The sequence below is a fragment of the Microbacterium sp. STN6 genome, from assembly GCF_026410545.1.
In the GTDB taxonomy this organism is placed as follows: Bacteria; Actinomycetota; Actinomycetes; order Actinomycetales; family Microbacteriaceae; genus Root112D2.
On record NZ_JAPMIT010000003.1, the window covers coordinates 310,397 to 335,766 of the forward strand.

The 25,370-nt window shown below is 67.0% G+C and carries 24 protein-coding genes and 1 tRNA gene; 14 read left to right on the forward strand and 11 right to left on the reverse strand.

The window, feature by feature from the left end; translation table 11 throughout:
• Positions 1–39 precede the first annotated feature (39 nt).
• Both OSC27_RS10605 and OSC27_RS10610 read left to right on the forward strand, forming a co-directional pair.
• Complete coding sequence (locus OSC27_RS10605) at positions 40–636, forward strand: Chromate resistance protein ChrB (protein ID WP_267181428.1); 597 nt, start codon at positions 40–42, stop codon at positions 634–636.
• Complete coding sequence (locus tag OSC27_RS10610; RefSeq protein WP_267181429.1) at positions 633–1,334, forward strand: cation diffusion facilitator family transporter; 702 nt, start codon at positions 633–635, stop codon at positions 1,332–1,334. The genes OSC27_RS10605 and OSC27_RS10610 overlap by 4 nt, the downstream gene beginning before the upstream one ends.
• A 106-nt stretch (positions 1,335–1,440) precedes the next feature.
• Here the strand turns inward: OSC27_RS10610 and OSC27_RS10615 are convergent, their stop codons facing one another.
• On the reverse strand, positions 1,441–3,321 hold the full coding sequence (locus tag OSC27_RS10615; RefSeq protein WP_267181430.1) for a heavy metal translocating P-type ATPase: 1,881 nt from the start codon (positions 3,319–3,321) through the stop codon (positions 1,441–1,443).
• 89 nt (positions 3,322–3,410) lie between these two features.
• Positions 3,411–3,809 carry a metalloregulator ArsR/SmtB family transcription factor gene (locus tag OSC27_RS10620; RefSeq protein WP_323374049.1) on the reverse strand — a complete coding sequence of 133 codons (399 nt, stop codon included), beginning with the start codon at positions 3,807–3,809 and terminating at the stop codon, positions 3,411–3,413.
• A gap of 248 nt (positions 3,810–4,057) precedes the next feature.
• Here OSC27_RS10620 and OSC27_RS10625 point away from each other — a divergent pair, with 248 nt between their 5' ends.
• On the forward strand, positions 4,058–5,140 hold the full coding sequence (locus OSC27_RS10625) for a VIT1/CCC1 transporter family protein (protein WP_267181431.1): 1,083 nt from the start codon (positions 4,058–4,060) through the stop codon (positions 5,138–5,140).
• Between the two features lie 373 nt (positions 5,141–5,513).
• Positions 5,514–8,954: a MobF family relaxase gene (gene mobF, locus OSC27_RS10630; RefSeq protein WP_267181432.1), complete on the forward strand. Its 3,441-nt coding sequence runs from the start codon at positions 5,514–5,516 to the stop codon at positions 8,952–8,954.
• 57 nt (positions 8,955–9,011) lie between these two features.
• Here mobF and OSC27_RS10635 read toward each other — a convergent pair whose 3' ends face one another.
• The 3 genes from OSC27_RS10635 to OSC27_RS10645 all read right to left on the reverse strand — a co-directional run bounded on the left by OSC27_RS10635 (position 9,012) and on the right by OSC27_RS10645 (position 10,340).
• On the reverse strand, positions 9,012–9,800 hold the full coding sequence (locus tag OSC27_RS10635) for a Fic/DOC family protein (RefSeq protein WP_267181433.1): 789 nt from the start codon (positions 9,798–9,800) through the stop codon (positions 9,012–9,014).
• Between the two features lie 16 nt (positions 9,801–9,816).
• On the reverse strand, positions 9,817–10,023 hold the full coding sequence (locus OSC27_RS10640; protein ID WP_267181434.1) for a hypothetical protein: 207 nt from the start codon (positions 10,021–10,023) through the stop codon (positions 9,817–9,819).
• A 110-nt stretch (positions 10,024–10,133) separates the two neighbouring features.
• Positions 10,134–10,340, reverse strand: a complete 207-nt coding sequence (locus OSC27_RS10645; RefSeq protein ID WP_267181435.1) for a helix-turn-helix domain-containing protein — start codon at positions 10,338–10,340, stop codon at positions 10,134–10,136.
• A gap of 108 nt (positions 10,341–10,448) precedes the next feature.
• On the opposite strand from OSC27_RS10645, the gene OSC27_RS10650 reads away from it, so the two are divergent.
• Together OSC27_RS10650 and OSC27_RS10655 are read left to right on the forward strand one after the other, a co-directional pair.
• Positions 10,449–11,009 carry a helix-turn-helix domain-containing protein gene (locus OSC27_RS10650; RefSeq protein ID WP_267181436.1) on the forward strand — a complete coding sequence of 187 codons (561 nt, stop codon included), beginning with the start codon at positions 10,449–10,451 and terminating at the stop codon, positions 11,007–11,009.
• A gap of 74 nt (positions 11,010–11,083) precedes the next feature.
• A complete protein-coding gene (locus OSC27_RS10655; protein ID WP_267181437.1) occupies positions 11,084–12,367 on the forward strand; it encodes a tyrosine-type recombinase/integrase in 1,284 nt (427 codons plus the stop codon).
• A 79-nt stretch (positions 12,368–12,446) separates the two neighbouring features.
• Here the strand turns inward: OSC27_RS10655 and OSC27_RS10660 are convergent.
• A tRNA-Leu gene (locus OSC27_RS10660) sits at positions 12,447–12,530 on the reverse strand.
• Positions 12,531–12,706: 176 nt separating this feature from the next.
• On the opposite strand from OSC27_RS10660, the gene OSC27_RS10665 reads away from it, so the two are divergent.
• The 7 genes from OSC27_RS10665 to pknB all read left to right on the forward strand — a co-directional run bounded on the left by OSC27_RS10665 (position 12,707) and on the right by pknB (position 21,626).
• Positions 12,707–13,468, forward strand: coding sequence for an FhaA domain-containing protein (locus OSC27_RS10665; protein WP_267181438.1), 762 nt, complete (start codon positions 12,707–12,709; stop codon positions 13,466–13,468).
• Positions 13,465–14,037: an FHA domain-containing protein gene (locus OSC27_RS10670; protein ID WP_267181439.1), complete on the forward strand. Its 573-nt coding sequence runs from the start codon at positions 13,465–13,467 to the stop codon at positions 14,035–14,037. Before OSC27_RS10665 ends, OSC27_RS10670 begins: the two co-directional genes overlap by 4 nt.
• Positions 14,038–14,040: 3 nt before the next feature.
• The gene (locus tag OSC27_RS10675) at positions 14,041–15,288 is read left to right on the forward strand and encodes a PP2C family protein-serine/threonine phosphatase (protein WP_267181440.1); all 1,248 of its coding nucleotides are present in this window, start codon (positions 14,041–14,043) and stop codon (positions 15,286–15,288) included.
• Entirely contained in the window at positions 15,272–16,678 is a 1,407-nt protein-coding gene (locus tag OSC27_RS10680) for an FtsW/RodA/SpoVE family cell cycle protein (protein WP_267181441.1), read from the forward strand. The genes OSC27_RS10675 and OSC27_RS10680 overlap by 17 nt, the downstream gene beginning before the upstream one ends.
• A gap of 1 nt (position 16,679) precedes the next feature.
• Positions 16,680–18,134 carry a peptidoglycan D,D-transpeptidase FtsI family protein gene (locus OSC27_RS10685; RefSeq protein WP_267181442.1) on the forward strand — a complete coding sequence of 485 codons (1,455 nt, stop codon included), beginning with the start codon at positions 16,680–16,682 and terminating at the stop codon, positions 18,132–18,134.
• Positions 18,131–19,867, forward strand: a complete 1,737-nt coding sequence (locus OSC27_RS10690; protein WP_267181443.1) for a serine/threonine-protein kinase — start codon at positions 18,131–18,133, stop codon at positions 19,865–19,867. Before OSC27_RS10685 ends, OSC27_RS10690 begins: the two co-directional genes overlap by 4 nt.
• A gap of 61 nt (positions 19,868–19,928) precedes the next feature.
• Positions 19,929–21,626 (forward strand): Stk1 family PASTA domain-containing Ser/Thr kinase, encoded by a 1,698-nt coding sequence (pknB, locus tag OSC27_RS10695; RefSeq protein ID WP_267181444.1) that lies wholly within the window; start codon positions 19,929–19,931, stop codon positions 21,624–21,626.
• A gap of 85 nt (positions 21,627–21,711) precedes the next feature.
• Here the strand turns inward: pknB and OSC27_RS10700 are convergent, their stop codons facing one another.
• Genes OSC27_RS10700 through OSC27_RS10710 form a run of 3 tightly spaced genes read right to left on the reverse strand, consistent with a single transcriptional unit; the run spans position 21,712 to position 23,333 of the window.
• A complete protein-coding gene (locus OSC27_RS10700; protein ID WP_267181445.1) occupies positions 21,712–22,350 on the reverse strand; it encodes an anthranilate synthase component II in 639 nt (212 codons plus the stop codon).
• The gene (locus OSC27_RS10705) at positions 22,347–22,505 is read right to left on the reverse strand and encodes a hypothetical protein (protein ID WP_267181446.1); all 159 of its coding nucleotides are present in this window, start codon (positions 22,503–22,505) and stop codon (positions 22,347–22,349) included. The genes OSC27_RS10700 and OSC27_RS10705 overlap by 4 nt, the downstream gene beginning before the upstream one ends.
• 3 nt (positions 22,506–22,508) lie before the next feature.
• Entirely contained in the window at positions 22,509–23,333 is an 825-nt protein-coding gene (locus OSC27_RS10710) for a class E sortase (protein ID WP_267181447.1), read from the reverse strand.
• Positions 23,334–23,376: 43 nt separating this feature from the next.
• Between OSC27_RS10710 and OSC27_RS10715 the strand changes: the two genes are divergently transcribed.
• Positions 23,377–23,625 (forward strand): cell division protein CrgA, encoded by a 249-nt coding sequence (locus tag OSC27_RS10715; protein WP_267181448.1) that lies wholly within the window; start codon positions 23,377–23,379, stop codon positions 23,623–23,625.
• 228 nt (positions 23,626–23,853) lie between these two features.
• On the opposite strand, the gene OSC27_RS10720 is transcribed toward OSC27_RS10715, so the two are convergent.
• The gene (locus OSC27_RS10720; protein WP_267181449.1) at positions 23,854–24,699 is read right to left on the reverse strand and encodes a rhomboid family intramembrane serine protease; all 846 of its coding nucleotides are present in this window, start codon (positions 24,697–24,699) and stop codon (positions 23,854–23,856) included.
• Between the two features lie 41 nt (positions 24,700–24,740).
• Positions 24,741–25,280, reverse strand: coding sequence for a peptidylprolyl isomerase (locus OSC27_RS10725; RefSeq protein ID WP_267181450.1), 540 nt, complete (start codon positions 25,278–25,280; stop codon positions 24,741–24,743).
• Positions 25,281–25,370: the final 90 nt, after the last annotated feature.

Sequence of the window (25,370 nt, forward strand, 5' to 3'; positions counted from 1 at the left end):
CACATCCTCTTCCGTGTAACTGTTGTTACAGTATGTCCTGTGACGAAGAATATCCGATGGGTGTTAGTGCTGGTGCAATTGCCGTCCGAACCGTCCCGGCACCGGGTGGCGGTGTGGCGAGAGTTGCGGAAGGCGGGAGCGGTGCCGGTGTCCCCGGGGACCTGGGCGCTGCCATCCGGCCCGGCGTTTCAGCCGGCCCTGGATCGTGCCGGCGAGTTGTGCCGCAGGGGTGGCGGCACGTTCGCCGTGATCGACGCGTCCCCGCGGGACGAGGCTTCGACGGCGCTGATCCGGGACGCGTTCGTGGCGGCGCGGGTTGATGAGTGGGCTGAGTTCGAGGCCGATTGCGGCAAGTTCGAGGCGGAAATCGCCCGTGAGATCGCCAAGGCGAAATTCACCTTCGGCGAACTCGAAGAGGAAGAACAGAGCATGGACCGGCTGCGGCGCTGGTTGCGAGACTTGAAGAAGCGTGACGTCCTGGAACTGGCCGAAGCCGGAGCTGCGGAGGTGCGTTTGCGAAACTGTGAGGCGGTGCTCGATGGTTATGCCGAGCAGGTGTATCAGGTGATGCGCGGCAGCACCCCGGCGATCGACACGCCCACCGTCCCCAGCACAAGCAGCGACGCACTCGAATGAGTCCTGCCGACACGGATCGTAGCGATCTTCAACCCCGGCACCCACGCATGAATTCACCTGCCGGCGCAGCACGATTCAGCCAGCGGCGGAGATTATCAATTGTGCTGACGCTGAATCTTGCGTTGATCGGCGGTCTCGTGATCGTCGGCGTCACTGCCAACTCGGTAGGGGTGTTGGCGGCCGCCGGTGACACTGTGGCTGACTCGATCGCGCTGGTGTTGGGGCTGGTCGCGGTGGCGCTTCGGGATCGCGACCCGGATCACCCGCGGGCGAATCGGCCGATCGCGATCGTCGCTCTGATCAACGCCGCGATCCTGATCGCCGTTACCATCAGCGTCGCGATCGAAGCGTTCGCGCGACTGGCCGAGGGATCGCCCGCGGTGCTGGGGTTCCCGATGGCCGTGGTGAGCCTGATCACCCTCGCGGTCATGGTGGCTGGTGCTCTCGTGCTTGGACTGTCCGCGCACCGCGAGGACATCCACATGAAATCAGTACTCCTGGACACGCTCGCCGACGCCGCTGCTGCCGCTGGCGTTCTCGTGGCGGGCGTTGTGATCTGGCTCACCGCCGGGCTCTACTGGCTCGATCCGGTCATCGCCCTCGTTCTGGCCGCCGTGATCGGCTACGCGGGGGCCAGACTGGCGGCACAGGCGATCGCCGCCCTACGCGGAGCCGACATCGACTTCGACAACGACTGAGCGCGCGGACCCGTCCGGCGTCAGCGGACCCGGTGCGCTCGTGCGCAGCCATCTGGGCGCTGAAAGGTTCACGTAGGTGCTGTTCCGGAAGGATCAACGTACCCTGTCACTCTCCGCGGCTCAGGCCGCCGGGGGAGGCTACCGTCACCGTCACCGTCTTGGAGGGTTGGGGCACGTGGTGTGCGGTGCGTCTGGGAATGAGGCGGGCCGAGTTGAGGATGAACACGGATTCGCTGCCGACGTGCACGATCGCGGCGGTGACGGGGCCGAGGATGCCGAGGGCGGCCAGGACCATGCCGACCACATCGACCGCGATCGTTCCGATGAAGTTGGCCATGATGATCCTTCGTGTCCGCCGGGCGATGCCGATGGTGCGGGTCAGGTTGGCCAGGTCGGTGCCGATCAGGATCACGTCGGCGGTTTCGCGTGCGATGTCGGTGCCGGAGCCCATCGCGATGCCGACGTCGGCTTTGGCCAGGGCGGGAGCGTCGTTGACACCATCGCCGACCATGACGGTGCGATGCCCGGCAGCTCGCTCGGCCTCGATGGCGTCAAGCTTGTCGGTGGGCAGCAGTTCGGCGCGGACGTGGTCGATGTGCAGCTGCGCGGCGATCCGGCCTGCGGTGGCGGTGCTGTCTCCGGTGAGCATCAGCACCCGCAGGCCGAGCCTGTGGAGGTCGGCCACACACTGGGCCGCGGACGGGCGCACCGTGTCGGCCAGGAAGATGACACCTGCGTAGTCGCCGTCGACGGCTACGTGCACTGCTGTCGCTTCACGTTCTTGCCCCTGTTGCATGCCGCCGCCTGTGTGGGCGGCTTCTGGGACGTGCCGAATGTTCCCGGCGCGAACGGTGCGGCCCTCGACCGTGGCGGTCACGCCGCGGCCTGGCTGGTAGTCGAAGGATTCGGGTTCTCTCGAATGCACGCCGCGGACTCTGGCATGCTCGACGATTGCTTGTCCGAGTGGGTGTTCGGAGTACCATTCCGCGGCCGCGGCGAGGGCGAGCAGCCGGTCGGCCTCGAGCCCCGGTGCGGGCTGCACGTCGATGACCGTGGGGGTTCCGGTGGTGAGGGTGCCCGTTTTGTCGAAAACGACGGTGTCCACGGTCGAGAGGGCTTCCAGGTGCGTGCCGCCCTTGACGAATGCGCCGGCGCGGGCGGTGCGGCCGATCGCGGCGAGCACGGCCAGCGGGGTTCCGGCGGCGATTCCGCATGCTCCGGCTACCACGACGACGGAGATTGTGGCTTGCAGGTCGCGGGTGATGAGGTAAGTGATGGCCGCAGCCGCCAGTGCGACGTAGACCAGCCAGGCGGCGAGCCGATCCGCGAGGCGCTGGACGGGGGCCTGCTGGGCCTGTGCGGCGCGGACGGCTTCGATGATCTGCCCGTAGGAGGAGCCGGCACCGACACGTTCGGCACGGATTTCAACTGCGCCCGTCTGGTTCACCGACCCCGCATAGACGCTCGCCCCGACCGTCACGTCCACCGGCATCGACTCGCCGGTGATCCGGGACTGATCCACTGTGGAGTTACCGGCGATCACCGTCCCATCCACGGGGACGCTGCCTCCCGGAGTTATGACGACGATGTGACCGGGAAGGACCTCATCCAACGGGAGGGTCCGCAGCCGGTCCCCATCGCGCACCTGGACCGTGCGAGGCAGGAATGCCATCAGGTCACCCAGCGCGTCGCGGCCTCGGTCCATGGAGAGGTCTTCGAGGATTTCCGCGGCCAGGACGAACGCGGCGACCACCAGCGCGGTCACCCACTGGCCGATCGCCGCAGCCGCGGCGATCGCGATGAGCATCGATAACTCCATGCTCATCCGCCGGTGGCGCACGTCCTCCCACGCCTCGACCAGGATCGGCCAGCACCCGATGATTAGGCCGACCGCGGCGATACCGGCCAGTACCGGCCATACAACGCCGGCGGCCTGGGCGATTCCCGCGGCCGCGGCGCAGACCGCCACGAAGATGGTGCGGGTCAAGTCTTTCCGATCGACCCGCTGCCATAAGGTCTGCTCCGCATCCCCTACGCCTTCCGGGGCAGTGACCGTCGCGGACGTGTCTGTCTGGCTCACGATGCCGCCGGCCCGCTGATGACCAGTCGCGCGGGCGAGGGATGTGTCCCATTGTGGTGGCGTGGTTGGTCCTCGACGGCATGCTCGGCCTGGAACACGGCCTGTTGTACAAGTTCCCGTGCGTGCTCGTCGATGAGACTGTAGAACACGCGGGTGCCCTCCTGTCGTGCCGCTACGATCCGGCCCCAGCGCAGCTTCGCCAAATGTTGCGATATAGCCGTTGGTGACTTGTCCACGATGTCGGCCAGATGGTTCACCGACAGCTCCCCATGGTCCCGCAACGCCAGAATGATCCGGATTCGAGTCGCATCAGACAGCATCGTGAACACCTCCGCCGCCAGCTCCACGTAACCGCTATCCACACCGAACGTACATTCCTGCATATCTTCACGCATACGTATATAGTAGGACACTTAGTTGTTGAAGGGGAGTAGTTCCCACTCCTGTTACGTCACAGGAAAGCGGTACGTCGACACACTGGTTCGTCCCACACGGACCCGGCGTGCCACCCGGGCTTCACACCATACGGGCGAACGAGACCTTCAGCCAGGCGATCATCGAACACTGCCAATGGTGTTCGATCCTCTGGCCGGAGCCCTCACGCACCTGTGGTCCTTCGGTCGGTTCCGACCGAAGGACCACGATGACATCTCCTCACTCCACGCCGGCCCCCGCTGAGATTCGCCGCTGGCGTCAGTACCTCGCGAACGAGCGGGCCGAAGCCGCTGTCTATCGTGATCTGGCCCGCCGGAGAACCGGCGAAGAACGTGAGATTCTCCTCGGCCTGGCCGCTGCCGAGGGCCGCCACGAGGCCCATTGGTTGGCGCTACTGGGAGAACACGTAGGGAAGCCGCGCCGCGGCGACATCCGGACCCGATTCCTTGGACTACTGGCTCGTCGATTTGGTTCCGTGTTCGTGCTGGCCTTGGCGCAACGCGCCGAAGCCCGCTCAGCGTATGATGCTGACCCAGACGCGACCTCCACGATGGCCGCGGACGAACGTATCCACGGCGAGGTCGTTCGGGGGCTGGCCACCCGGGGCCGGAATCGGCTCTCCGGTTCATTCCGGGCCGCTGTCTTCGGTGCCAACGACGGGCTCGTCAGCAACCTCTCGCTGATCCTCGGCGTCGGCGCCAGCGGCGTCGGCACCCACGTCGTCCTCCTCACGGGTCTGGCCGGCCTCCTCGCCGGTGCGCTCTCTATGGGCGCCGGCGAGTACGTCTCGGTCCGATCCCAGCGGGAACTGCTGGAGGCCTCCACGCCAGATCCCGAAGCCGACAAGGCGCTACCGCATCTGGACGTGGACGCAAACGAACTCGCCCTGCTCTACCGCGCCCGCGGCATGGGCGTCGAAGAAGCAGAGACGCACGCCGCCGACGTGCTCGCTAAAGGCAACACCGTAGCGCAACGGTCGCCGGTAAAACCCGACGTCGATAAACACGAATCAGTAGGAACCGGATGGGGCGCCGCAATCTCCAGTTTCTGCTTCTTCGCCTCGGGAGCGATCATCCCGGTCCTGCCCTACCTTTTCGGATTGCAAGGCCTGGTTGCGGTCTTCGTCGCAGCAGGCCTCGTCGGGCTCACTCTCTTAGGCACCGGAGCAGTCGTGGGGCTGCTTTCCGGTGCCTCACCCCTCAAAAGAGGCCTTCGCCAACTAATGATCGGCTACAGTGCGGCCGCCGTCACCTACCTACTCGGCCTGCTCTTCGGCACCGGAGCGGCCTGAGGCCGCTCCGGTGCCGCGGCTACGCGTGAAAAATGACCCCATAGCGTGGACCGCGTCCCGCATACGGTTCCCCTTACGGGCAGATCTCGGACGACACCAGTGAGTTTGAGTGGGTGTGAGCACGTCCGTCGCACGAGCGTGCGGGATCTTGCCACCCGGCGCAAGCGGTGAATGCGTCACGCATTCGGCCTGCCTCCGGTCCGCGCCCAACCCCCTCCGTACTCGACCTCCCTTTTACAGGTTTCCAGCCACCTTCACTCGCTCTCCCGCCACTTTCACCCACTGTTCCCTTCTGAATGAACGTATACTACCGTGGTAGATATATAATGTTTCGTATTTAGAAACAATTGGAAGGCGTCTCATGCATGGCGGCGTGATCTTGTTCCGGGGAACCGGAGCCGATGCGCGCCGCTATGTCGAGGCGGACCGCTCTCGCGCTGACGACTACTTCCTCGGTGCGGAGGCAACCGTCGCGAACTTCGCCGCGCTGGACGGCGAGGGGAACGTGACGGCCGAGCTGGGGCTTGATCCGGTGGGGTATGCGAGGTGGGTGGACTGGGTGAATCCGGTCACGGGCGAGTCGACGGGCAGACCGCGCCTGCCGGGTGAGGGGCGGCAGGGATCGCCGCGGTTTGCGGAGATGGTCGTGAATGCTCCCAAGAGCCTGTCGATCGCGGCCGCGCTGCATCCCGAAGTCTCGGCGGCGCTCGACCGGGCCCAGCAAGATGCCGTATCTGAGATACGGCGGTGGCTCGCCCGGCACTCGGTGACTCGTGTCGGCCCGCGCGGGAAACAGGAGTGCGTGCCCGTCGAGCAGATGCAGACCGTCGCCGTGACCCACCGCACAAGCCGGGCGGGCGACCCGCACCGGCACATCCACTTCCAGATCGGCACTCGCGTATGGGCGGCGGGGAAGTGGCGCGGGCTGGACACCGCAGCATTGTTCCGGCAGCAAGGAGCGATCCGTGCTCTCGGCACTGCCGTGATCGTGGCGCATCCCAAGCTTGCAGGGGTGTTGGATCGGTACGGCCTCACCCTCGACCCTGCGACGGGCGAAGTGGTGGAGTTGGCGCCGTTCAACGCTGTGATGAGCAAGCGGGGCGAGCAGGTACGCAAGAACCTGGAACGTCTGGAAGCGGAGTGGGAGGCGGCGCATCCGGGTGAGACGATGGGGCCGGTCGTGTCGTCGCGGTTGGCGGCGCGGGCGTGGGCGTATGAGAGGCCCGCGAAGAAGCCGACCACGCTCCACGAAGAACAGGCATGGCTGACCGAGTTGCGGGAGGCGGGCTACGACCCGGACACCTTGCGCCGGCCAACCCGCCGAGCGCAGGCGTCGTTGGGTGACCTCTCCGTGCAGACGGTCGCCAACCGCGCGATGGATCGGTGCGCGGCAGGCGCGTCGGCGTGGACACACCACACGGTCCAGGAGCATGCGACCCGGATCATGACCGAGTACGGCGTGCAAGCCACGCCTAACGAGGTGCGCGAGTTCATTGAGGTCGCTACTCGGCTGGCGCTCGAGGATTGCTTCTCAATCCTCCCGCCCGGCACCGCAACCCCCGAGCACGTCGCCCACCTCACATCGTTGCGCGTGGTGCAGGCGGAAACTGAATTGCGCGACCGCCTGGCCGCCCGCACCCCGGCGCTCGAACCGAAGCACTCCGACTTGACCGAGGCGGCGCAGGCGCGTGGTCTCGATGCCGGACAGGAGCGCGCCGCCGCTGTCGTCGCCTCCGCCGACCTGCTGGTGATCGTGGAGGGCGTGGCAGGCGCGGGGAAGACGACCATGCTCGGGGTGGCGATCGACGTTGCACGCGAGCACGGGCGAGCCGCGCGGGTGGTCGCGCCGACGTTGCGTGCGGCGCAGGTGGCGCAGGAAGAACTCGGCGTGCCCGCCACCAGCGTTGCGGCGCTCGTGCACGCGCACGGGTGGCGCTGGAACGACGACGGCGTATGGACGCGCCTCAACCCCGGCGACACCGACCCCGAGACAGGCCGCATCTACAGCGGCCCGCCCGAGTCGGCGCGGCTGGCGCGGGGTGAGCGGGTGATCGTGGACGAGGCGGGAATGCTCGACCAGGACACCGCGATCGCCTTGCTGACCGTCTGCGACGAGGCAGGGGCGATGGTCGCGCTCGTCGGTGACCGGGCGCAACTCGCCGCCGTCGGCCGTGGCGGAGTGCTCGATATGGCAGTGCAGATTCGGGGTCGCACGTTCGATATGGCCGAGGTGCACCGCTTCACCGATCCCGAGTACGCCGACGTCACGCTCAGGATGCGCGACGGACGCGACCCCGGCGATGTGTTCGACCAACTCGCAAAGCTCGGCTCGATCCGCGTGCATGCCAACGGGGAGGATGTGCACGAGCACATCTCCCAGCGGGCGCGCGAGGGTGAGGCCGTCACCGTCAGCTCGAACGACGAGGCTCGCATCGTGAACGCCCGCATCCGCGAGGAACGAGTCGCGCAGGGCCTCGTCGACGACACGCGAACCGTGTACGGCAGCGACGGCCTCCCCATCGGGCGGGGTGACGTGATCCAGACCCGGAAGAACGACGCCGATCTCGGGGTGGCGAACCGGGAGAACTGGATCGTGCAGCGCGTCGAAGCAGAAAGCGCGCTCAGCGTGCGCGAAGCCAGCAACGGGCGAAAGCGGCAGCGCACCGTGCGCCTGCCCGCCGAGTACGTGGCCGAGCACGCGCACCTGTCCTACGCCGCGACCGCCTACGGCGTGCAAGGCACAACCGTCGCCGGGTCGCACACGGTCCTCACCGACGCGACCAGTGCCGCGAGCGTGTACGTCGGCATGACGCGAGGCCGTGATACGAACCTGCTGCACATCGTCGCCGAGAACCGGGCCGACGCACGCGCACAGTTCATCGAGGCGATGGAACGCGACCGCGCCGACCGCGGCCTCACCGACGCCACCCGCCGGGCCACCGAGGACGTGCGCGGGCTGATCGCGGATGGCCCGGTGAAGCTCGTGAACGACGAGATAGCCACGCTCACGAGACAGGCACAGGACGCCGAGCAGCGCACGGAGCGCTGGATGCAGATCGCGCGGCACCTTGACGTGCAGACTCACCGGCACCAGGCCGAGGATGCCGAGACGGTGGCGGTGCTCGAAGCGACACGCGAGCAGGCCGAGCAGATACGGGCAAGCGTGCGAGCGCCGCTCTTCCCCGCTGCCAAAGCAGATTGGCGCGAGTACGAGGATGCCACGGCGCGCGAGGCCGACACCGCCGCGCAGGTGAGGGCGGCCTCCCGGTTCGGGAAGTCCAAGGCTCGGCGGACTCACCGCGCCGCGACCGAGCACACCGAACAGGTGCGGGCGAGACTCCGCGACCGCTGGGGCAATACTCCCCACAGGAACCAGCCCGCCGACGCATGGGCAGCACAGGCCGCGGACCGCGCCACCGAGCATGCACCCGAGGTCAAGCAGGCGACCCACGCCGTAACCGCCGTCGAGCGCGAGCGGCAGGAGACGACCGAACGGCACCGTGCCGAGCACCGCGCCCTGCTCGGCAGGCTCTACGGGGCCGAACGAGTACGCCTCGACCCGGCACGGTACGAACTCGCCAAGCCCGAGCGCGAGGCCCGGAAATGGGCGCGCAGCGCCGAGGACGCCCGTACCGAGATAGCCAAACTCCGCGCACTCCCGACCGAGCAAGCTGCCGCCCTGGTCGAAGCGAAACCTGCCGCCGCCGAGGCCGCAAAGCAGGCCGCAGCCGACCGGGCACGACGGCTCCGCATCGAACAGCGCGACTCGACCAGGAGTGATCCGCACCGGGAGACGCCAGGGTTGGGGCGCTGAGTCCTCGACGGACGGGGTTGCCGAAGGTTGTAGCCAGAAGAGCGGCTGTGTCGGGAGTCAGATTCCCAGGCTCGGCCCACGCCTTCCGCCGCCGGGCCGGTCATCACGTCCGAACGCATCGAGGGGTGGGAGCCGGCGGCGACGTTGCCGGGCGGCGTCCAGCTCGCGGTCGAGCACGGCAGGGTCGCGGGTGACCTTACGGGTCGCGAAGCCCTCAGTGTGCCCGTGCAGCAGCTCCGTCAGCCCGTCTCGCCGGGCCGCGTCCTCGGCGGTGAGAAGGTTCGGACGGATCAGCGCGTCGAGCCCCGAGTGGTCTTCCACGATCGCGAGGGTGCGGGCGTGGGCGAACACGTCGCCAGGGATACGCGACCAGTCGATGACCCATCCGGCATCACGGGCGATCTGGTTGAAGAAGACGTGCTGGCTGCGCGTGTTCACGTCGCGGAACGGGTGGATCGTGGTCGTCTCGCCCCACACCCACGCCAGCCCGTCCGAGAATGCATCCGCATCGAGGCCGCGCAGGTGGTCGCGGGCGGCGAGAACGCCGAAGACGCGCTCGGCTTCGGGCACGATGAACTGCGGGCGACAGTGTGCGATACCCGTGCCGCTGGGGTGGGTGTCGGTGTCGCGAATCTCGCCGCCCCACGAGTACATATCTTGCGTCAGATAGGCGTGGATCGCTTGCAGGTGCGGAAGATCGTAGGCACCGGCGATGGGATGCTCGCGCAGTGCACCCATGCGGGCGCCGATGAAGTCGGCCTCGGCTTCTTTCCAGTCGTCGTAGTCGGTGATGCCGAACTTGTTGATCAGAACATCGCTGCCCGGATAGGTGTACCGATCTGGCATTGCGACGGCCAGTGACTCAGGCCGTGCGAGCGGCCACGCGTGCACGCGTGCGAGCGGCGATCACTTCGACGGCCTCTTCCACGGTGATCTCGCCGCGCACTTGGCGGGCCAGAAGCTCAAGACCCTCGGGGGACATCTCTTCGCCAGCGGTCTGCTGTCCGGCCTGCACCTCGGCGAGGACGCGCTGCACATGCGCCTCGGTAACGCGAGTCTCGGTCGCCATTCGGGGTGCCTCCTTATGGTCGGCGTCTGGGAACAAGTTTACGGGGCACGCCCGACAATCAAGCGGGGCGACGGGCGCGAGCATGCCGATTCGGCACCGCCGCGCGGGGTTCAGGAAGCGCCCACGACCTCGGTGTCGTCAAAGAGGCGCAGGAACTTCTCACGAGGGATCACGACCCTGCGCCCGAGCCGGACCGAAGGGATCGTGCCGTTGTCGATGCTCGCGGTGATCGTGCGGGGATCGACCCCGAGAGCGGCAGCCGCCTCCGCACGAGTGATGACCGCGCTGCGCGATGCCCGCAGATCATCCAAGGTCACCGTCACTGTCCTCATCACGCCACCTACCGTTCCCTGTAAAGCGTCGTACGTTTCTAAAACTACATTAGGAGTCTTGACGAGTCAAGAACAGGCTTGTATGTTCCGAGTATGGAAACAGAACGGGTGCGGGGCAACTCCGCAGGCATCACACACGAGCACGTCGCCGCGAACCTCCGCGCCGCACGGCAGGCGATCGGCATGGACGTGCGCACGGCCGCACGACGGATGACCGATGCGGGCCGGAAGATCGCGCCCTCGGGGATCAGCAAGATCGAGAATGGCGATCGTCGGGTGGACGTGGACGACCTCACCGCGCTCGCCTATGTGCTGAACACGACCCCGGCAGCCCTGCTCACCCCGCCCGCGGAGGCGGTCACGCTGTCGGGAGTGCCCGAAACGTTTCTGCCCGAAGAGGTGCAGGTCTGGATCGCGGGCGGGGTGAAGCTCACCACCGACGATCTGGTGCGGTACTGGAAAGAGCAGCGGTTCCAGGCGATCAGCTCCGCGCACTGGGCCGAGGAAATGCTCGCCAAGTACGACCGCGGGCAGGTCGGCGTCACCCCGCGCGAGGTGTACCAGGAACGCTACGACGCGCAGAGCGCCAGGGAAGCGGACGCGACCGGCAGGCTGCTGCAGCTCGACCCCAACGCCTCCCTCGCATTCGAGTAACAATCGCCAAGCCCACTCGCCCGCTCATGACAAACGGGCGAGAGGAACCACGTCAAGGAGAAAGGAGCCAGAGCATGGCGACGCACATCGACCCGCCGCCGGATGAGGCGGCAGACGCACCCGAGGGGGTGAAGCAGAAGCAGCAGCGCCGGTCACGGTCGAGGCATCAGGGATCGCTGGGCGACTACCAGACCCGCAAGGGGAAGCGGTGGAAGTTTCAGATCTATGTGCTCATCGACCCGGAGAAGCCCGAACTCGGAGAGAAGCGGCTGACCCGTGGCGGGTTCACCGACCTCGAAGAAGCCCAAGCTGCACTCACCGAGGCCCTGCGGAAGAAGGCCCGGAACGAGAAGTTCCAGGGCAAGACGCCCACGATCGCCATCTACGCCGAGCACTGGGCCGACAGTCTCCGGCTGGCCGACTCCACGGTGAAGGGGTATCGGAAGATCATCCGCAACCACATCACCCCCGACCTCGGGAACACCCGCATCGACAAGCTCACCGCGACTCGCATCGGCTCCCACTACCGGGAGTTAGAGAAGCACGGGCGCAAGGACGAGTACGGCAAGGGGCAACCGCTGTCGGCCAACAGCATCCACAAGGTGCACGTCGTCCTCGGGGCGATGCTCGACGCCGCGATCGACGACGAGCTGCTGACCGTGAACCCGACGAAGAAGAAGCGCACTGTGAACGCGCCGAAGTCTTCCCAGGTACGCGCCCAGAAACCCGAGATCGTCACCTGGACAGGCGAACAGTTGCAGACGTTCCTCACCTGGAACCGCGACGAGCTGAAAGACGAACTGTTTCCGCTCTGGCGACTCATCGCCTACACCGGGATGCGACGCAGCGAAGCCCTCGCGCTCAAATGGAACGACATCAACACCAGAACCGGGCGCATTAGCATCCGCCGCGCGGTGAACACCGAGGACTGGACGACCACGAAGACAACGAAGACCGGTAACGCCCGCGTCATCGACGTGGACGCCGACACCCTCAAAGTGCTCGCCTCCTACAAGGTCGCCCGCGCCGAAGTGTCGTTCGACCTCGCCAAGGCCGACGCCCACGTGTTCGGCGACGACGAAGGCAAGCTCCGATCACCGGACGCGATGACGAGCCGATGGGATCGTCGCTTGAAGTGGATCACCAAGACCCACAAGACGCTGCCCCGCGTCACGATCAAGGGGCTCCGTCACACGCACGCCACGCTCCTACTGGAACTGGGCGAACACCCCAAGGTGGTGCAGGAGCGCCTCGGGCACTCCACCATCACCACCACGATGAACATCTACAGCCATGTCACCCCGACGATGCAGAAGGCCGCAGCAGACCGCTTCGCGGCTCATCTCGGGAACGCTTAGCACATATCTCAGCACATGGCGCAAAAATGACCCCCAACCTGGTTATCTAAAGCCCAGGTCAGAGGCCACCTTCTTCGCGTGCGCGAGGGGGGACTTGAACCCCCACGCCCTTTCGAGCACTGGCACCTGAAGCCAGCGCGTCTGCCAATTCCGCCACTCGCGCGAACTAACAGAGAGTAGCATTTCACGCCGCCAATCTCCATTTGGTCCACTCGCTCGACGCCGCCACCCCACGTCCCTCGCTCGAACGATATTCCGCGAGAAACCGCGCACCACGGGCGCCTTCTCACCCCGGCCTACTAACATGCACATAGTCGTCGAGCCGAGATCGGGAGACCTGTGGGCATACTGGACAACTTCGAGAAGGGTCTTGAGCGCGCCGTCAACGGTGCCTTCGCCAAGACCTTCCGCTCGGGGCTGCAGCCGGTCGAGCTCACGAGTGGCCTGCGCCGCGAGCTCGACACCAAGGCGGCCGTCGTCAGCCGCGACCGCGTGCTCGCGCCCAACGACTTCACCCTGCGCATGAGCACCGCCGACCTTCAGCGCATGCGCCGCATCGGCCCCACCCTCATCGACGACCTCACCCAGTTCGTCGAGCAGCACGCCGCCGCGCAGAACTACCAGTTCGCGGGCGGCATCTCGATCAGGCTCGAAGAAGACCCGCACCTCAGCGAGGGCCTGCTCACCGTCGAGTCCGAGAACGTGAAGGGCACCGTCACGTGGGTGCCCGTGCTCGAGATCGCCGGCACGCGTTACCCCCTCACGCAGGAGCACACCGTGATCGGCCGCAGCTCGAGCGCCGACATCACGGTCGACGACACCGGAATCTCCCGCCACCACGTCGAGGTCGTCTGGGACGGCAGGCGCGCCCAGGCCGTCGATCTCGGCTCGACCAACGGCTCCCAGCTCGACGGCCGCCCCCTCAAGAAGGCGGTTCTCGAGCCAGACTCGGTCATCTCCATCGGCCGCACCCGTATCGTGTTCAAGGTGCTCCCCCAGGCCTCCCATGACCGCGGCGCGAACGACCGCAGCGCAGCAGACCGCCAGCGCGACGACGCGACGAGGCGCCACGACATCGGCGGCTTCTGGGACGCCCCGTGACCAGCGAACTCACGCTCCTCATACTGCGCATCGGCTTCCTGCTGCTGCTCTGGTTCTTCGTCTTCGGCATCGTCTATGCCCTCCGCAGCGACCTCTTCGGCCAGCGCGTGCGAAAGATGCCAGCGGATGCCGCATCCGCGCCTGGCCGCCAGGCCCCCTCGTCCCCCTTCCCCCCGCCGGCCGCGTCCTCCGGCGGCATCGTCATGCAGCATCCGCCGCTCAGCAACATGCCCGGCGCGGCCGCGGACGGTCCCAGTCACCCGTTGGCCACCACCTCCACCGCTGCCCACCTGGTGATCACGTCCGGCCAGAAGCAGGGCACCTCGATCGACCTCGGGCGCGAGCCGATCACGATCGGCCGCTCGGCCGAGTCGGGCCTCGTCATCCGCGACGACTACACGTCGACCCACCATGCCCGGCTCATGCTGTGGAACGATACGTGGATGCTGCAGGATCTGGACTCGACCAACGGAACGTTCCTCGACGGCAAGCGCGTCACCTCACCGGCCAAGATCCCGCTCGACACCCCGATCAAGATCGGCACGACCACGTTCGAGCTGCGGCGGTAGCGCGTGGCAGAGGTCAACCGCGCCGCCGCCGCTTCGCACGTCGGCAAGATCCGGTCGAACAACCAGGATTCCGGCTACGCCGGCGCTCACCTGTTCGTCGTCGCCGACGGAATGGGCGGGCACGCGGGCGGCGACGTCGCCTCGGCCATCGCCCTGCAGCGCATCCGCGAGGCCGACCGCGAATACCTGAGCGGCGAGGAGGCCGAGTTCTCGCTGCAGGCCGCGCTCATCGCCGCCAACGCGCAGCTCGCCGAGACCGTGTTCGAGCATCCCGAGCTCACCGGCATGGGCACCACCGTGAGCGCCATCGCCCGGGTCGGCGACGAGATCGCGCTCGCCCACATCGGCGACTCGCGCATCTATTTGCTGCGCGACGGCGAACTCAAGCAGGTCTCCACCGACCACACCTTCGTGCAGCGTCTCGTCGACAGCGGCCGCATCACCGAGGAGGAGGCCATGGTGCACCCGAGGCGCAGCGTGCTCATGCGCGTGCTCGGCGACGTCGACGCCTCTCCCGAGATCGACACCTGGTGCCTCGACACGAAGCCGGGCGACCGCTGGATGCTCTGCTCAGACGGCCTCAGCGGGGTCGTCAAGCACGAGGACATCCAGTCGGCCCTCGCAACAACAGACAATCCAGCGGATGCCGCGCAGCGTCTTGTGCAGCTCACCCTCGACGGCGGAGCCCCCGACAACGTCACCGTCGTCATCCTCGACATCGCCGACCAGATGCCCGGCGCCCACGGCTCGCAGCCCCTCACGGTCGGCTCCGCCGCGGCCCCCCTCGCCTTCGAGCAGGAGCTCGGCCGCAGCCGCGCGCTGCGCCTGCCGACGCTCCGCCTGCACCCCATGCGCCCGCCGGCCGGCCCCACGCACTTCGAGCCCGAGAGTGAGGACTACCTCGACGAGCTCATAGAAGAGGATGCTCGGCGGGCGCGCCGTCGCCGCGTCACCTGGCTCGTGGCCATCGTCGTCGTGGTCGCCGCCCTCGTCGCGGCGGGAATCCTCGGCTATCAGTGGACGCAGACGCGGTACTACGTGGGCGTGAGCGACGGGCACGTCGCCATCTACCAGGGCGTGCAGCAGGGGGTCGGCCCGTTCTCGCTCTCGCACGTGTACGACGAGACCGACGTTTCGGTCTCCACTCTCAGCCCGTACGAGCGCCAGCAGGTCGAGCAGACCATGAACGCCGACTCCCTGACGCACGCCAGACACATTGTGGAGCAGTTGAACGATGCCCCCGGCAGTTGAGAACGCGCGCGCGGCGAAGGGCGCCGCGGCAGGCCAGGCCGCACCGCAGGCGGCCGGCCGCATCCGTCTGCCTGCCAAGCTGCGCAACCTCGAGCTGCTGCTGCTGCTGGTCGCGTGCCTCATCAACGCGTCGGCGATCCTGCTGGTGCAGCTCGGTGCGCTCAAGCGCGTGGACTTCTCACTCCTCTACTTCGGCGTCGCACTGTCGGTGCTCGTGATCGGCCTGCACATCACCATGCGCATTGTCGCGCCGAACGCCGACCCGTTCATTCTGCCCATCGCCACCGTGCTCAACGGCCTCGGCATCGCCGAGATCTATCGCATCGACCTCGAGCTGCATAAGAGCGGGTGGGACAGCGCGTCGGTCAAGCAGATCGCGTGGACGGCGATCGCCATCGCTATTGCGATCGCCGTGATCCTCATCGTGCGCAACCACCGGTTCCTGCAGCGCTATACCTATCTCTTCGGTCTCGGCGCCGTCATCCTGCTGCTGCTGCCCATGATCCCGGGGCTCGGCGTCACGGTTTATGGCGCGCGCATCTGGATCGCTCTCGGCCCGTTCAGCTTCCAGCCGGGCGAGATCGCCAAGCTCGCCCTCGCCGTCTTCTTCGCGGGCTACCTGGTGCAGCACCGCGACTCGCTCTCGATGGTGGGCAGGAAGGTTCTCGGCATGCGCTTCCCGCGCTGGCGCGACCTCGGGCCCATCCTCGTGCTGTGGGCCATCTCGATGGCCGTCATCGTCTTCCAGCGCGACCTCGGCACAGGCCTGCTCTACTTCGGCCTGTTCCTCGTCATGATCTACGTCGCCACCTCGCGGCTCAGCTGGGTGCTGCTCGGACTCACCCTCTTCGTGGGTGGTGCGCTCATCGCCAGCCAGGTGCTCGCCTACGTCGGCGACCGGTTCCAGAACTGGCTCGACCCGTTCAGTCAGCAGGTGTACAACGCGCGCGGCGGCAGCTTCCAGCTCGTGCAGGGGCTGTTCGGCATCGCGTACGGCGGCATCATCGGCACCGGTCTCGGCGAGGGCAGGCCCGCGACGACGCCGGTCGCGCAAAGCGACTACATCGTGGCCAGCCTGGGCGAAGAGCTCGGCCTCGCCGGCCTGTTCGCCATCTTCGCGCTCTACCTTCTCTTCGTCTCGCGCGGGCTGCGCATCGGCTTCGCCGGGCAGGACGACTTCGGCAAGCTGCTCGCAGTCGGGCTCGCGTTCACCCTCGCCCTGCAGTGCTTCATCGTCGTCGGCGGCATCACCCGCGTCATCCCCCTCACGGGCCTGACCACACCGTTCCTGGCGGCGGGTGGTTCCTCGCTTGTCGCGAACTGGATCATCGTGGCCCTGCTGTTGCGGCTCTCCGACACCGTACGAAGTCAACCGAGGATGGTGATCTGACATGAATCGTGAGCTCAAGCGCGTGAGCTTCGTCGTGCTCGCCATGTTCGTCACACTGTTCGTCTCGACCTCGATCCTCACGGTGTTCCAGGCCGACACGCTCGCGGCCGACCCCCGCAACCAGCGCGTGCGGCAGGACAGCTACCTCGCTCAGCGCGGCGCCATCCTCGTTGCCGGGCAGCCCATCGCCCAGTCGGTGCCGTCGGACGACTCGTACCGGTACCAGCGCACCTACAGCAACGGGCCGCTCTACTCCTCGGTCACCGGCTTCTTCCCCATCAACGGCGCCCCGACGGGCATCGAAGGCGCGTTGAACGAGAAGCTCTCCGGAACCTCGAACGCCCAGTTCCTTGACAGGGTGAACGCCATTCTCACGGGCAAGAACCCGCAGGGCGCCTCGGTCGAACTCACGATCGACCCGGTGGCGCAGCAGGCCGCCTACGATGCCCTCGGTGACCTGCAGGGCGCCGTCGTCATGCTCGAGCCGAAGACCGGCAAGATCCTCGCCATGGTCTCCAAGCCAGACTTCGACCCGAACACCCTGGCCGGCCACGACACCACGCAGGTCGAGAAGACCTACCAGTCGCTGCTGACCGCCCCGGGCGCACCCCTCAAGAACCGGGCCATCGCCGGCGACCTCAACTTCCCCGGCTCCACGTTCAAGCCCATCGTCTTCGCCGCGGCGCTCGGCACCGGCGACTTCACGAAAGACAGCACGCTGCCGGATGTCGCAACGCTCCCCCTCCCCGGCACCAACTCGGTCGTGCACAACGACAACTTCGGCACGTGCGTCGGTGGCGGCGAGGTCACCATCACCCTTGCGCTCATCAATTCGTGCAACATCCCGTTCGCGGAACTCGGAATGAAGCTCGGCACCAAGACGATCCGCAAGCAGGCCGAGGCCTTCGGCTTCAACCAGAGTCTGAAGATCCCCATGCCCGTGACACCGAGCAGCTATCCCGACGACTACAACGAGCCGCAGACCGCGCTGAGCGCGTTCGGTCAGGCGAGCGATCGGGCTACGCCGCTGCAGATGGCCATGGTGACGGCGGGCATTGCGAACGGCGGCAAGGTGATGTACCCGAACCTCGTGCAGTCCATCCGTTCTGCCGATCTGGAGACGACGGAGTCGTTCTCCCCGACCGTCTTCAACCAGGCGACGAGCGCGCAGACGGCTGACACCATCGCGAGCGTGATGGTCGACGACGTCAATCGCGGTGTGGCCGGTAATGCGAGAATAGACGGCGTCAGCGTGGGCGGTAAAACGGGCACAGCAGAGAACGGCCCCGGCCAGCCGTACACACTCTGGTTCGAGGGATTCGCCCCCGCCGACAACCCGCAGTACGCCATCGCGGTCGTTGTTGAGAATGGCGGAGGACACGGTCAAAGCGGTGTCGGCAACACGGTTGCCGCGCCTATCGCGAAGAAAGTACTAGAGGCGGTGCTTAGCAAATGAGACCCACAGCAGGGCTCACCTTCGGGGGACGATACGAGCTGCAGTCGCGCATCGCGATCGGCGGCATGGGCGAGGTCTGGAAGGCGACCGACAGCGTCATCGGGCGCACGGTCGCGCTCAAGATCCTGAAGGACGAGTACCTGGGTGACCCGGGATTCCTCGAGCGCTTCCGCGCCGAGGCCCGCCACGCCGCACTCGTGAACCACGAAGGAATCGCGAACGTCTTCGACTACGGCGAGGAAGACGGCAGCGCCTTCCTCGTGATGGAACTCGTGCCGGGCGAGGCCCTCTCCACCATCCTCGAGCGCGAGCACGTTCTCTCCACCGACAAGGTGCTCGACATCGTCGCGCAGACGGCGGCAGCCCTGCACGCGGCGCACGCCGCGGGCCTCGTTCACCGCGACATCAAGCCAGGCAACCTGCTCATCACACCGGACGGCCGGGTGAAGATCACAGACTTCGGCATCGCGCGCATCGCCGACCAGGTGCCCCTGACCGCCACCGGCCAGGTCATGGGAACCGTGCAGTACCTCTCGCCCGAGCAGGCTTCCGGCCACCCGGCATCGCCGTCGACCGACATCTACTCGCTCGGCATCGTCGCCTACGAATCTCTAGCGGGGCGCCGGCCGTTCACCGGCGAGTCCCAGGTCGCCATCGCCATGGCACAGATCAACGAGGCGCCGCCCGACCTTCCGGTCACCGTCTCCGAGCCGGTGCGCAACCTCGTGTTCTCGTGCATCGCCAAGAATCCGGCGGATCGCCCGGCGTCCTCCGCCCACCTCGCGCGCGCCGCGCAGGCGCTGCGACGTGGCGACGTGCAGGCCGCCGCCGGGGCGGTCCCGGCCATCCTTGGTGGAGTGGCGGCCACCGCGGCGACCCAGCTCATGCCCGGCCCGGGCGCCGCGACCGAGGCCACGACCGTTCTCGGCGCGGGCGGTGTCACCGCCGCCATCGGCGCGGGGGCAGGCGCCGCGGCAGGCGCGGCAACCACTCCGGCGCCGACCACCACCAAGAAGCGCAGCCCGTGGACCTGGCCCCTCATCGCCCTCATCGCCCTGCTCGCCATCGTTCTGGCGGGCACCATCATCGCCCTGGTCACCCAGTCGGGCACGGTCACGCCGCCGCCGACAAGCGACAAGCAGACCGTGAAGACTCCGAAGACACCGGTCGACACCCCGAAGGCGACTCCGGATAGCGACCTCGTCGACATCGTCAAGGACGACTACGTCGGAACGACCTTCGAGGTCGCGTCCGCCACCCTGAGCTCGAAGGGCATGGTCACGGCACCGACGCGAAACGTCGGAAAGGCGGCTGGCCCCGACGACAAGCCGGGCACGGTGTACGACGTGAATCCGACGGGTAACGTCAAGAAGACGGCGGTCATCACGTTCTACGTCTTCGGCGATCACGTCACACCGGATGCGCCTGGTGACACTCCCACGGTCGATAACGCCACGCCGGCACCCGGCGATACGGTGACCGTGACCTTTGGAAACGGCATCTGCCCCGCCGGCCAATCCGTCAACGGGCACTCGCTCTACGTCGATGGAACCGCGCAGGATCCGGTGAAGACGCCGACCACGACGTGGGTGGTCCCCGCGACCGACACCACGGGCACGAAGCACTCGTTCACATACACCGTGTACTGCGGTGAGGGCTCGGTGCAATCACCCCAGTCACAGGCAACGTCGATCACCGTGACGCCGGGGTCGACGGAGCCACCGGCCCCATAGCAGACACCCAGTATCGGCCCGATACACTCGAGACGACATCAGACCGACCGGGAGTGCATACGTGACCGATGAAAGCCGCCTGCTCGCAGGGCGATACCTCGTCGGTGAGCTTCTCGGTCGTGGCGGCATGTCCGACGTGCATCGCGGTACCGACACGCGCCTTGGCCGCACGGTCGCCGTCAAGCTGCTCAAGCCGAGCCTCGCGGTCGACCCCGCGTTCCGCACCCGCTTCCGGCAGGAGGCTCAGGCCGCGGCGCGCATGGCGCATCCCACCATCGTGCGCGTCTTCGACGCCGGCGAGGAGACCATCCTCACGCCGGACGGGCGCGAGATGCAGCTGCCCTTCATCATCATGGAATACGTCGAGGGGCGGCTTCTGCGCGACATCATCGCCGAGGGCCCGCTCGACCCCGCCGAGGCGGTGCGCATCACCTCCGGCATCCTGACCGCCCTCGAGTACTCGCACCGCGCCGGCGTCGTGCACCGTGACATCAAACCGGGCAACATCATGATCACGCGCGCCGGCCAGGTCAAGGTCATGGACTTCGGCATCGCCCGCGCCATCAGCGATTCATCGACGACCGTGGCACAGACCACGGCCATCCTCGGCACCGCCAGCTACTTCTCCCCCGAGCAGGCCAAGGGCGAGTCGGTGGATGCGCGCACCGACCTCTATTCCGCTGGCGTCGTGCTCTTCGAGATGCTCACGGGCCGAGCGCCCTTCCGTGGCGACACCGCCGTCGCCGTCGCGTACCAGCACGTGAGCGAGACGCCGGCCAAGCCCAGCTCGATCAACCCCAAGGTCTCGCCCGCACTCGACGTCGTGGTCGCGCACGCACTCATCAAGGATCGTTCGCTGCGCTACCAGAGCGCCGCCGAGTTCCGCGACGATGTCGAGTCGGCCGGCTCCGGGCACGTGCCGGTGCACAAGGAGCACGACGAGTTCGAAGACACCCTCTTCGGCGCGCCGACCGGCGCCATCGCCAGCCCGCAGGCAGCGTTGCGCCAGCTCACCGACGACGAGACGATGTCACACACCCAGCACCGGCCGCCCGTCGTCTGGATCTGGGCCGGCATCGCCGTGGTCGCCGTCATCGTGATCGCCGTTCTCTCGTGGTTCTTCAGCCAGGCGCCCACGAGCACTCTGCCCGAGACCTCGCGCCGTGTGCCGACGCTCGTCGGCAAGACGTACGACGAGGCCGTCGCGAGCCTGAAGGCCGTGCAGTTGAAGGCGGAACGCGTTGCCGAGGCCAGCGCGAAGACGCCCGAGGGGCAGGTCACACGCAGTGACCCCGGGCACGGCACCATCATGACCAAGGGCGAGACGGTCACCGTCTACGTCTCGAGCGGCACGAAGACCGCATCCGTGCCAGACGTGCGCAACATGAGCATCGATGACGCGCAGGCCGCGATCACCACCGCCGGCTTCACGCCCGGCCAGGTCGATCGGGTCGACTCGCCCACCATCGTCGCCGGCATCGTCATGTCGACGGATCCGGCGCAGGGTACGAAGGCGCACAAAGACGACGTCATCAACTTCGTCGTCTCGAGCGGCACCGTACTGCTGCCCGACGTGACGGGCCTGAGCGTCTCTGATGCCACGCAGAAACTGCAGGGCTCGGATCTGCAGCTCACGGCAATCCCGAAGTCAGATCCCTCGTGCCCGGCCGAGGGTCAGGCAACCGTTTCGCAGCAGTCACTCGCACCCGGCGAGGTGCCACAGGGCTCGACCGTCACGCTCACGTACTGCACCGGCTGACGTGACCGCGGGTTGAGTCGACCTGACCGCGGGTTGAGGGTGGCCGAAGGCCACGTCTCGAACCCCGCCCCCGCCAACCCCGCGTTCAGCTCAGCCGCACCAGCGGCGTGCGCCCTTCGGCTGCGGCCGCGGCACCCGCGAGTCCAGCCGACTCGAGCCAGTTGCCGAGCATCTGGTACCCGCCCTCGGTCAGCACCGACTCCGGGTGGAACTGCACACCCTCAATCGGCGCGTCACGATGCCGCAGCCCCATGATCACGCCGGCGGTCGTGCGCGCCGTGACCTCGAGCACGTCGGGCACGGTGCCGTCGACCACGGCCAGGGAGTGATACCGGGTGGCCGTGAACGGCTGCGCAACTCCCTCATAGAACGGCCCGTCGTCATGCTCCACGAGCGACGTCTTGCCGTGCATGAGCTCCTCGGCGTTCGTCACGGTCGCGCCGAAGGCCTCCGCGATCGCCTGGTGACCGAGGCACACGCCGAGTAGGGGCGTCCCCGCGTCGACGGCGGCGACGACGAGCGGGATCGATACTCCCGCGTCGGCGGGCTTGCCGGGGCCGGGTGAGAGCAGCACGGCGTCATACGACGAGAGCGTCTCACCGGCATCCGCTGCAGAAAATGCGTCGTTTCGCATGACGTCGGTCTCGGCTCCCAGCTCATGCAGGTAGCCGTTCAGCGTGTAGACGAAGCTGTCGTAGTTGTCGATGACGAGCACGCGTGTCATACGCTCACCGTGTCTTCCTGCGTGGCGATCATGGAGTCGACCCAGGGGAACACCCAGGTCACGAGGGCGAAGAGAACGAGTGCCGCGAGCACGATGAGAATGAGGATGCGCACCCACACCGGCCCGGGAAGCACGCGCCAGAGCGCCGCATACATCTACTATCCTCCAACAGCGGCCACGTGGGCCGCGATCTCGGCCGGCGCACCGGCGGTCAGGGGCTGGTACGACTCGAAGACGCCGTAGGCCACGAGCCGTTCGCCCGAGTGGAACGGCGGGTTGCACGTCGTCATGGTGATGAGGCGGTCTTCGGGCGCCGTGCTGGGCTCGCGCGGCACGGGCAGCAGAACCGCGACAGCGTCGGGCTGCACGTACTCATAGTCGCGGAACCGGTAGGTGTACCAGCCCTGGCTCGTCTGAATGTAGATGCGATCGCCGAGCCGCAGCTTCGACATGTCGATGAACGCGTTGCCGTACCCGTTCACGTGGCCGGCGATCGCGAAGTTGCCCACCTGCCCGGGCATCTGAGTGCCGGGGTAGTGGCCGATGCCCGAGTGCTCGCTGTTGAGGACGTGCGGAGCGCTGACACCCTCCTTGACCACGCGCCGCCACTCGTCGCCGAACCGCGGCACGTAGATCACGGCAAAGGGCTGGTACAGCCCGGCCGGCTTCATCACGGGAGGGTCGGTGCTCACAGTGCCGCCCGTCGTGCCGCCGGCGTTCGGGTTATCGGATGGCGCCGGCGCCTGCCCGCTCGCGTCAGGCTCCGCCCTCGCCTGCTCGAGCCACCTCTCGCTCTGCGAGGTGGCGGCTCGTTCCTGGGCGCTCGACGACACCACGTTGTTCCACCACAGCTGCCAGCCGAGGAAGAGGGCGACGAGAACGCCCGCCGTGATGAGCAGTTCGCCGATCAGGCCGACAACGCTCAGTCGTGCGCTCGCGCGGCGCTCGCCCGCGCCGGGGCTCGGCTCGCGGGGGTCGGTCATGCGACCAATCCTAACGGCGACGCGAACCGATAGACTCGGGGCCATGGCACGCACCAAGTCACGCAACGAGCCCGAGCGCCCTTCAACGGAGAACCGCTCGCGCGAGGACCTCCCGAATCCCGTGTGGTTCAAGCCCGTCATGTTCGGCTTCATGCTGCTCGGTTTGGCGTGGATCATCGTGTACTACCTGAGCGGCAGCCAATACCCCATTCCGGCTCTCGAGAACTGGAACATTCTCATCGGCTTCGGCATCGCCTTCATCGGCTTCCTCATGACGACCCGGTGGCGCTGAGCCGCGTCCCCCACACGCACCCCAAACGAGTGCCAATTACACCGGTGTAACTTTCCCCAGTGTGAATAACCCTGTGGATAACTCGCCAAGGCGGGTTGAGGAGACCGCGAAGCGGTCGTCTCGAAACTCACCTACGCTCGTTGAGGAGACCGCGAAGCGGTCGTCTCGAAACTCACCTACGCGGGTTGAGGAGACCGCGAAGCGGTCGTCTCGAAACCCAGTCGCACCCTACGCGAACACCCGCCACAGACTTGCCACCACGAGAACCACGCCGAGCGCAACCATCAGGCCGATCTGCAGCGGCCGCCGAGATCGCGGTCTCGTCTCCACATAGATGAGCCCGATGATGGCGCCGACCACGAGTCCGCCCACGTGCGCCTGCCAGGCGATGTTGAATCCGGGTATGAAGCTGATCACGAGGTTGATGCCCACGAGAATGAGCAGCTGCGTCGCGCTGCCGCCCAGTCTGCGCTGAATGACGAGGAACGCCCCCATCATTCCGAAGATCGCGCCCGAGGCGCCGATCACCCCCTGCAACGGCGAGGCCAGCAGCAGCACTGCGAGCGATCCGCCGAAGCCACTCATGAGGAACAGGGCGAGGTAGCGGCCCTTGCCGATGAGCGGCTCGAGCACCTGGCCGAAGATCCAGAGCGTATACATGTTCAGGCCGATGTGCAGGATCGATGCGTGCGCAAAGATGCTCGTGATCATGCGCCACGGCTGGAACAGCACCGGGTCTGAGTAGGCACCCGCGTACTGCAGCGCCTGAGTCACGTTCCCGCCGATGCCGGGGGTGAACTGCAGAATGTAGACCACCACGCAGATGGCGATCAGCGTGTAGGTGACCACGGGCGCGCCAGCGCCCGACATCCGCTTCACCCGGGTGAGCACCTGCGGCTTCGTGCGCGGCGCGTTCGCCCGCTGCTCGCGCATGCACTCGGGGCAGACCACACCAACGGCGGCGGGTGTCTGGCACTCGGGACAGATGGTGCGGCCGCAGCGCTGGCAGAGCACGAAGCTCTGCCGGTTCGGGTGCCGGTAGCAGTGGTCGGCACTCTCCTCAGCGCGGCTCACGTCGTGCGACCCGTTCTCACGCAGTGGTCCTCGGGTCGCCGTCAGACGTTCTCGACGCTGACCGACTCGATCACAACGTCGTCGAGAGGGCGGTCACGCGCATCCGTCGGCAGGTTCGCCAGCTTGTCGACCACCGCACGCGACTCGTCGTCGGCCACCTCGCCGAAGATGGAGTGCTTGCCCTGCAGCCACGTGGTCGGGCCCACCGTGATGAAGAACTGGGAGCCGTTCGTGCCGCGGCCGCCCTGGATTCCAGCGTTCGCCATGGCGAGAATGTACGGCTTCGTGAAGTCGAGCTCGGGGTTGATCTCGTCGTCGAACTGGTAGCCCGGGCCGCCGACACCCTGGCCGAGCGGGTCGCCGCCCTGGATCATGAAGCCGGGGATGATGCGGTGGAAGACCACGCCGTCGTAGAGCGGGTCGTTGCTCTTCTTGCCGGTCTGCGGGTGGGTCCACTCGATCTCACCCGTGGCGAGGCCGACGAAGTTTCTCACCGTCTTCGGCGCGTGGTTGCCGAAGAGGTTGACGTTGATGTCTCCGTAGTTGGTGTGCAGCGTGGCGACGGCGGTGTGCTTGGACATGGGTTCAATTCTTGCACGGGCGGTGCGTGCCCGAGTTCCGCGCAGCTCGCGGGCGCTCTCAGGGCAATGGTGGCAAGATGGATGCGTTCG

Bases quoted from the DNA above. Each gene is read 5' to 3' on its own strand.
- OSC27_RS10705 (WP_267181446.1), bottom strand. From the start codon at position 22,505: ATGTATGCGGCGCTCTGGCGCGTGCTTCCCGGGCCGGTGTGGGTGCGC.
- OSC27_RS10625 (WP_267181431.1), top strand. From the start codon at position 4,058: ATGACATCTCCTCACTCCACGCCGGCCCCCGCTGAGATTCGCCGCTGG.
- OSC27_RS10715 (WP_267181448.1), top strand. From the start codon at position 23,377: ATGGCACGCACCAAGTCACGCAACGAGCCCGAGCGCCCTTCAACGGAG.
- OSC27_RS10690 (WP_267181443.1), top strand. From the start codon at position 18,131: ATGAGACCCACAGCAGGGCTCACCTTCGGGGGACGATACGAGCTGCAG.
- OSC27_RS10650 (WP_267181436.1), top strand. From the start codon at position 10,449: ATGGAAACAGAACGGGTGCGGGGCAACTCCGCAGGCATCACACACGAG.
- OSC27_RS10640 (WP_267181434.1), bottom strand. From the start codon at position 10,023: ATGGCGACCGAGACTCGCGTTACCGAGGCGCATGTGCAGCGCGTCCTC.
- OSC27_RS10635 (WP_267181433.1), bottom strand. From the start codon at position 9,800: ATGCCAGATCGGTACACCTATCCGGGCAGCGATGTTCTGATCAACAAG.
- OSC27_RS10685 (WP_267181442.1), top strand. From the start codon at position 16,680: ATGAATCGTGAGCTCAAGCGCGTGAGCTTCGTCGTGCTCGCCATGTTC.
- OSC27_RS10725 (WP_267181450.1), bottom strand. From the start codon at position 25,280: ATGTCCAAGCACACCGCCGTCGCCACGCTGCACACCAACTACGGAGAC.
- OSC27_RS10655 (WP_267181437.1), top strand. From the start codon at position 11,084: ATGGCGACGCACATCGACCCGCCGCCGGATGAGGCGGCAGACGCACCC.
- OSC27_RS10710 (WP_267181447.1), bottom strand. From the start codon at position 23,333: ATGACCGACCCCCGCGAGCCGAGCCCCGGCGCGGGCGAGCGCCGCGCG.
- OSC27_RS10700 (WP_267181445.1), bottom strand. From the start codon at position 22,350: ATGACACGCGTGCTCGTCATCGACAACTACGACAGCTTCGTCTACACG.
- OSC27_RS10610 (WP_267181429.1), top strand. From the start codon at position 633: ATGAGTCCTGCCGACACGGATCGTAGCGATCTTCAACCCCGGCACCCA.
- OSC27_RS10680 (WP_267181441.1), top strand. From the start codon at position 15,272: ATGCCCCCGGCAGTTGAGAACGCGCGCGCGGCGAAGGGCGCCGCGGCA.
- OSC27_RS10620 (WP_323374049.1), bottom strand. From the start codon at position 3,809: ATGCGTGAAGATATGCAGGAATGTACGTTCGGTGTGGATAGCGGTTAC.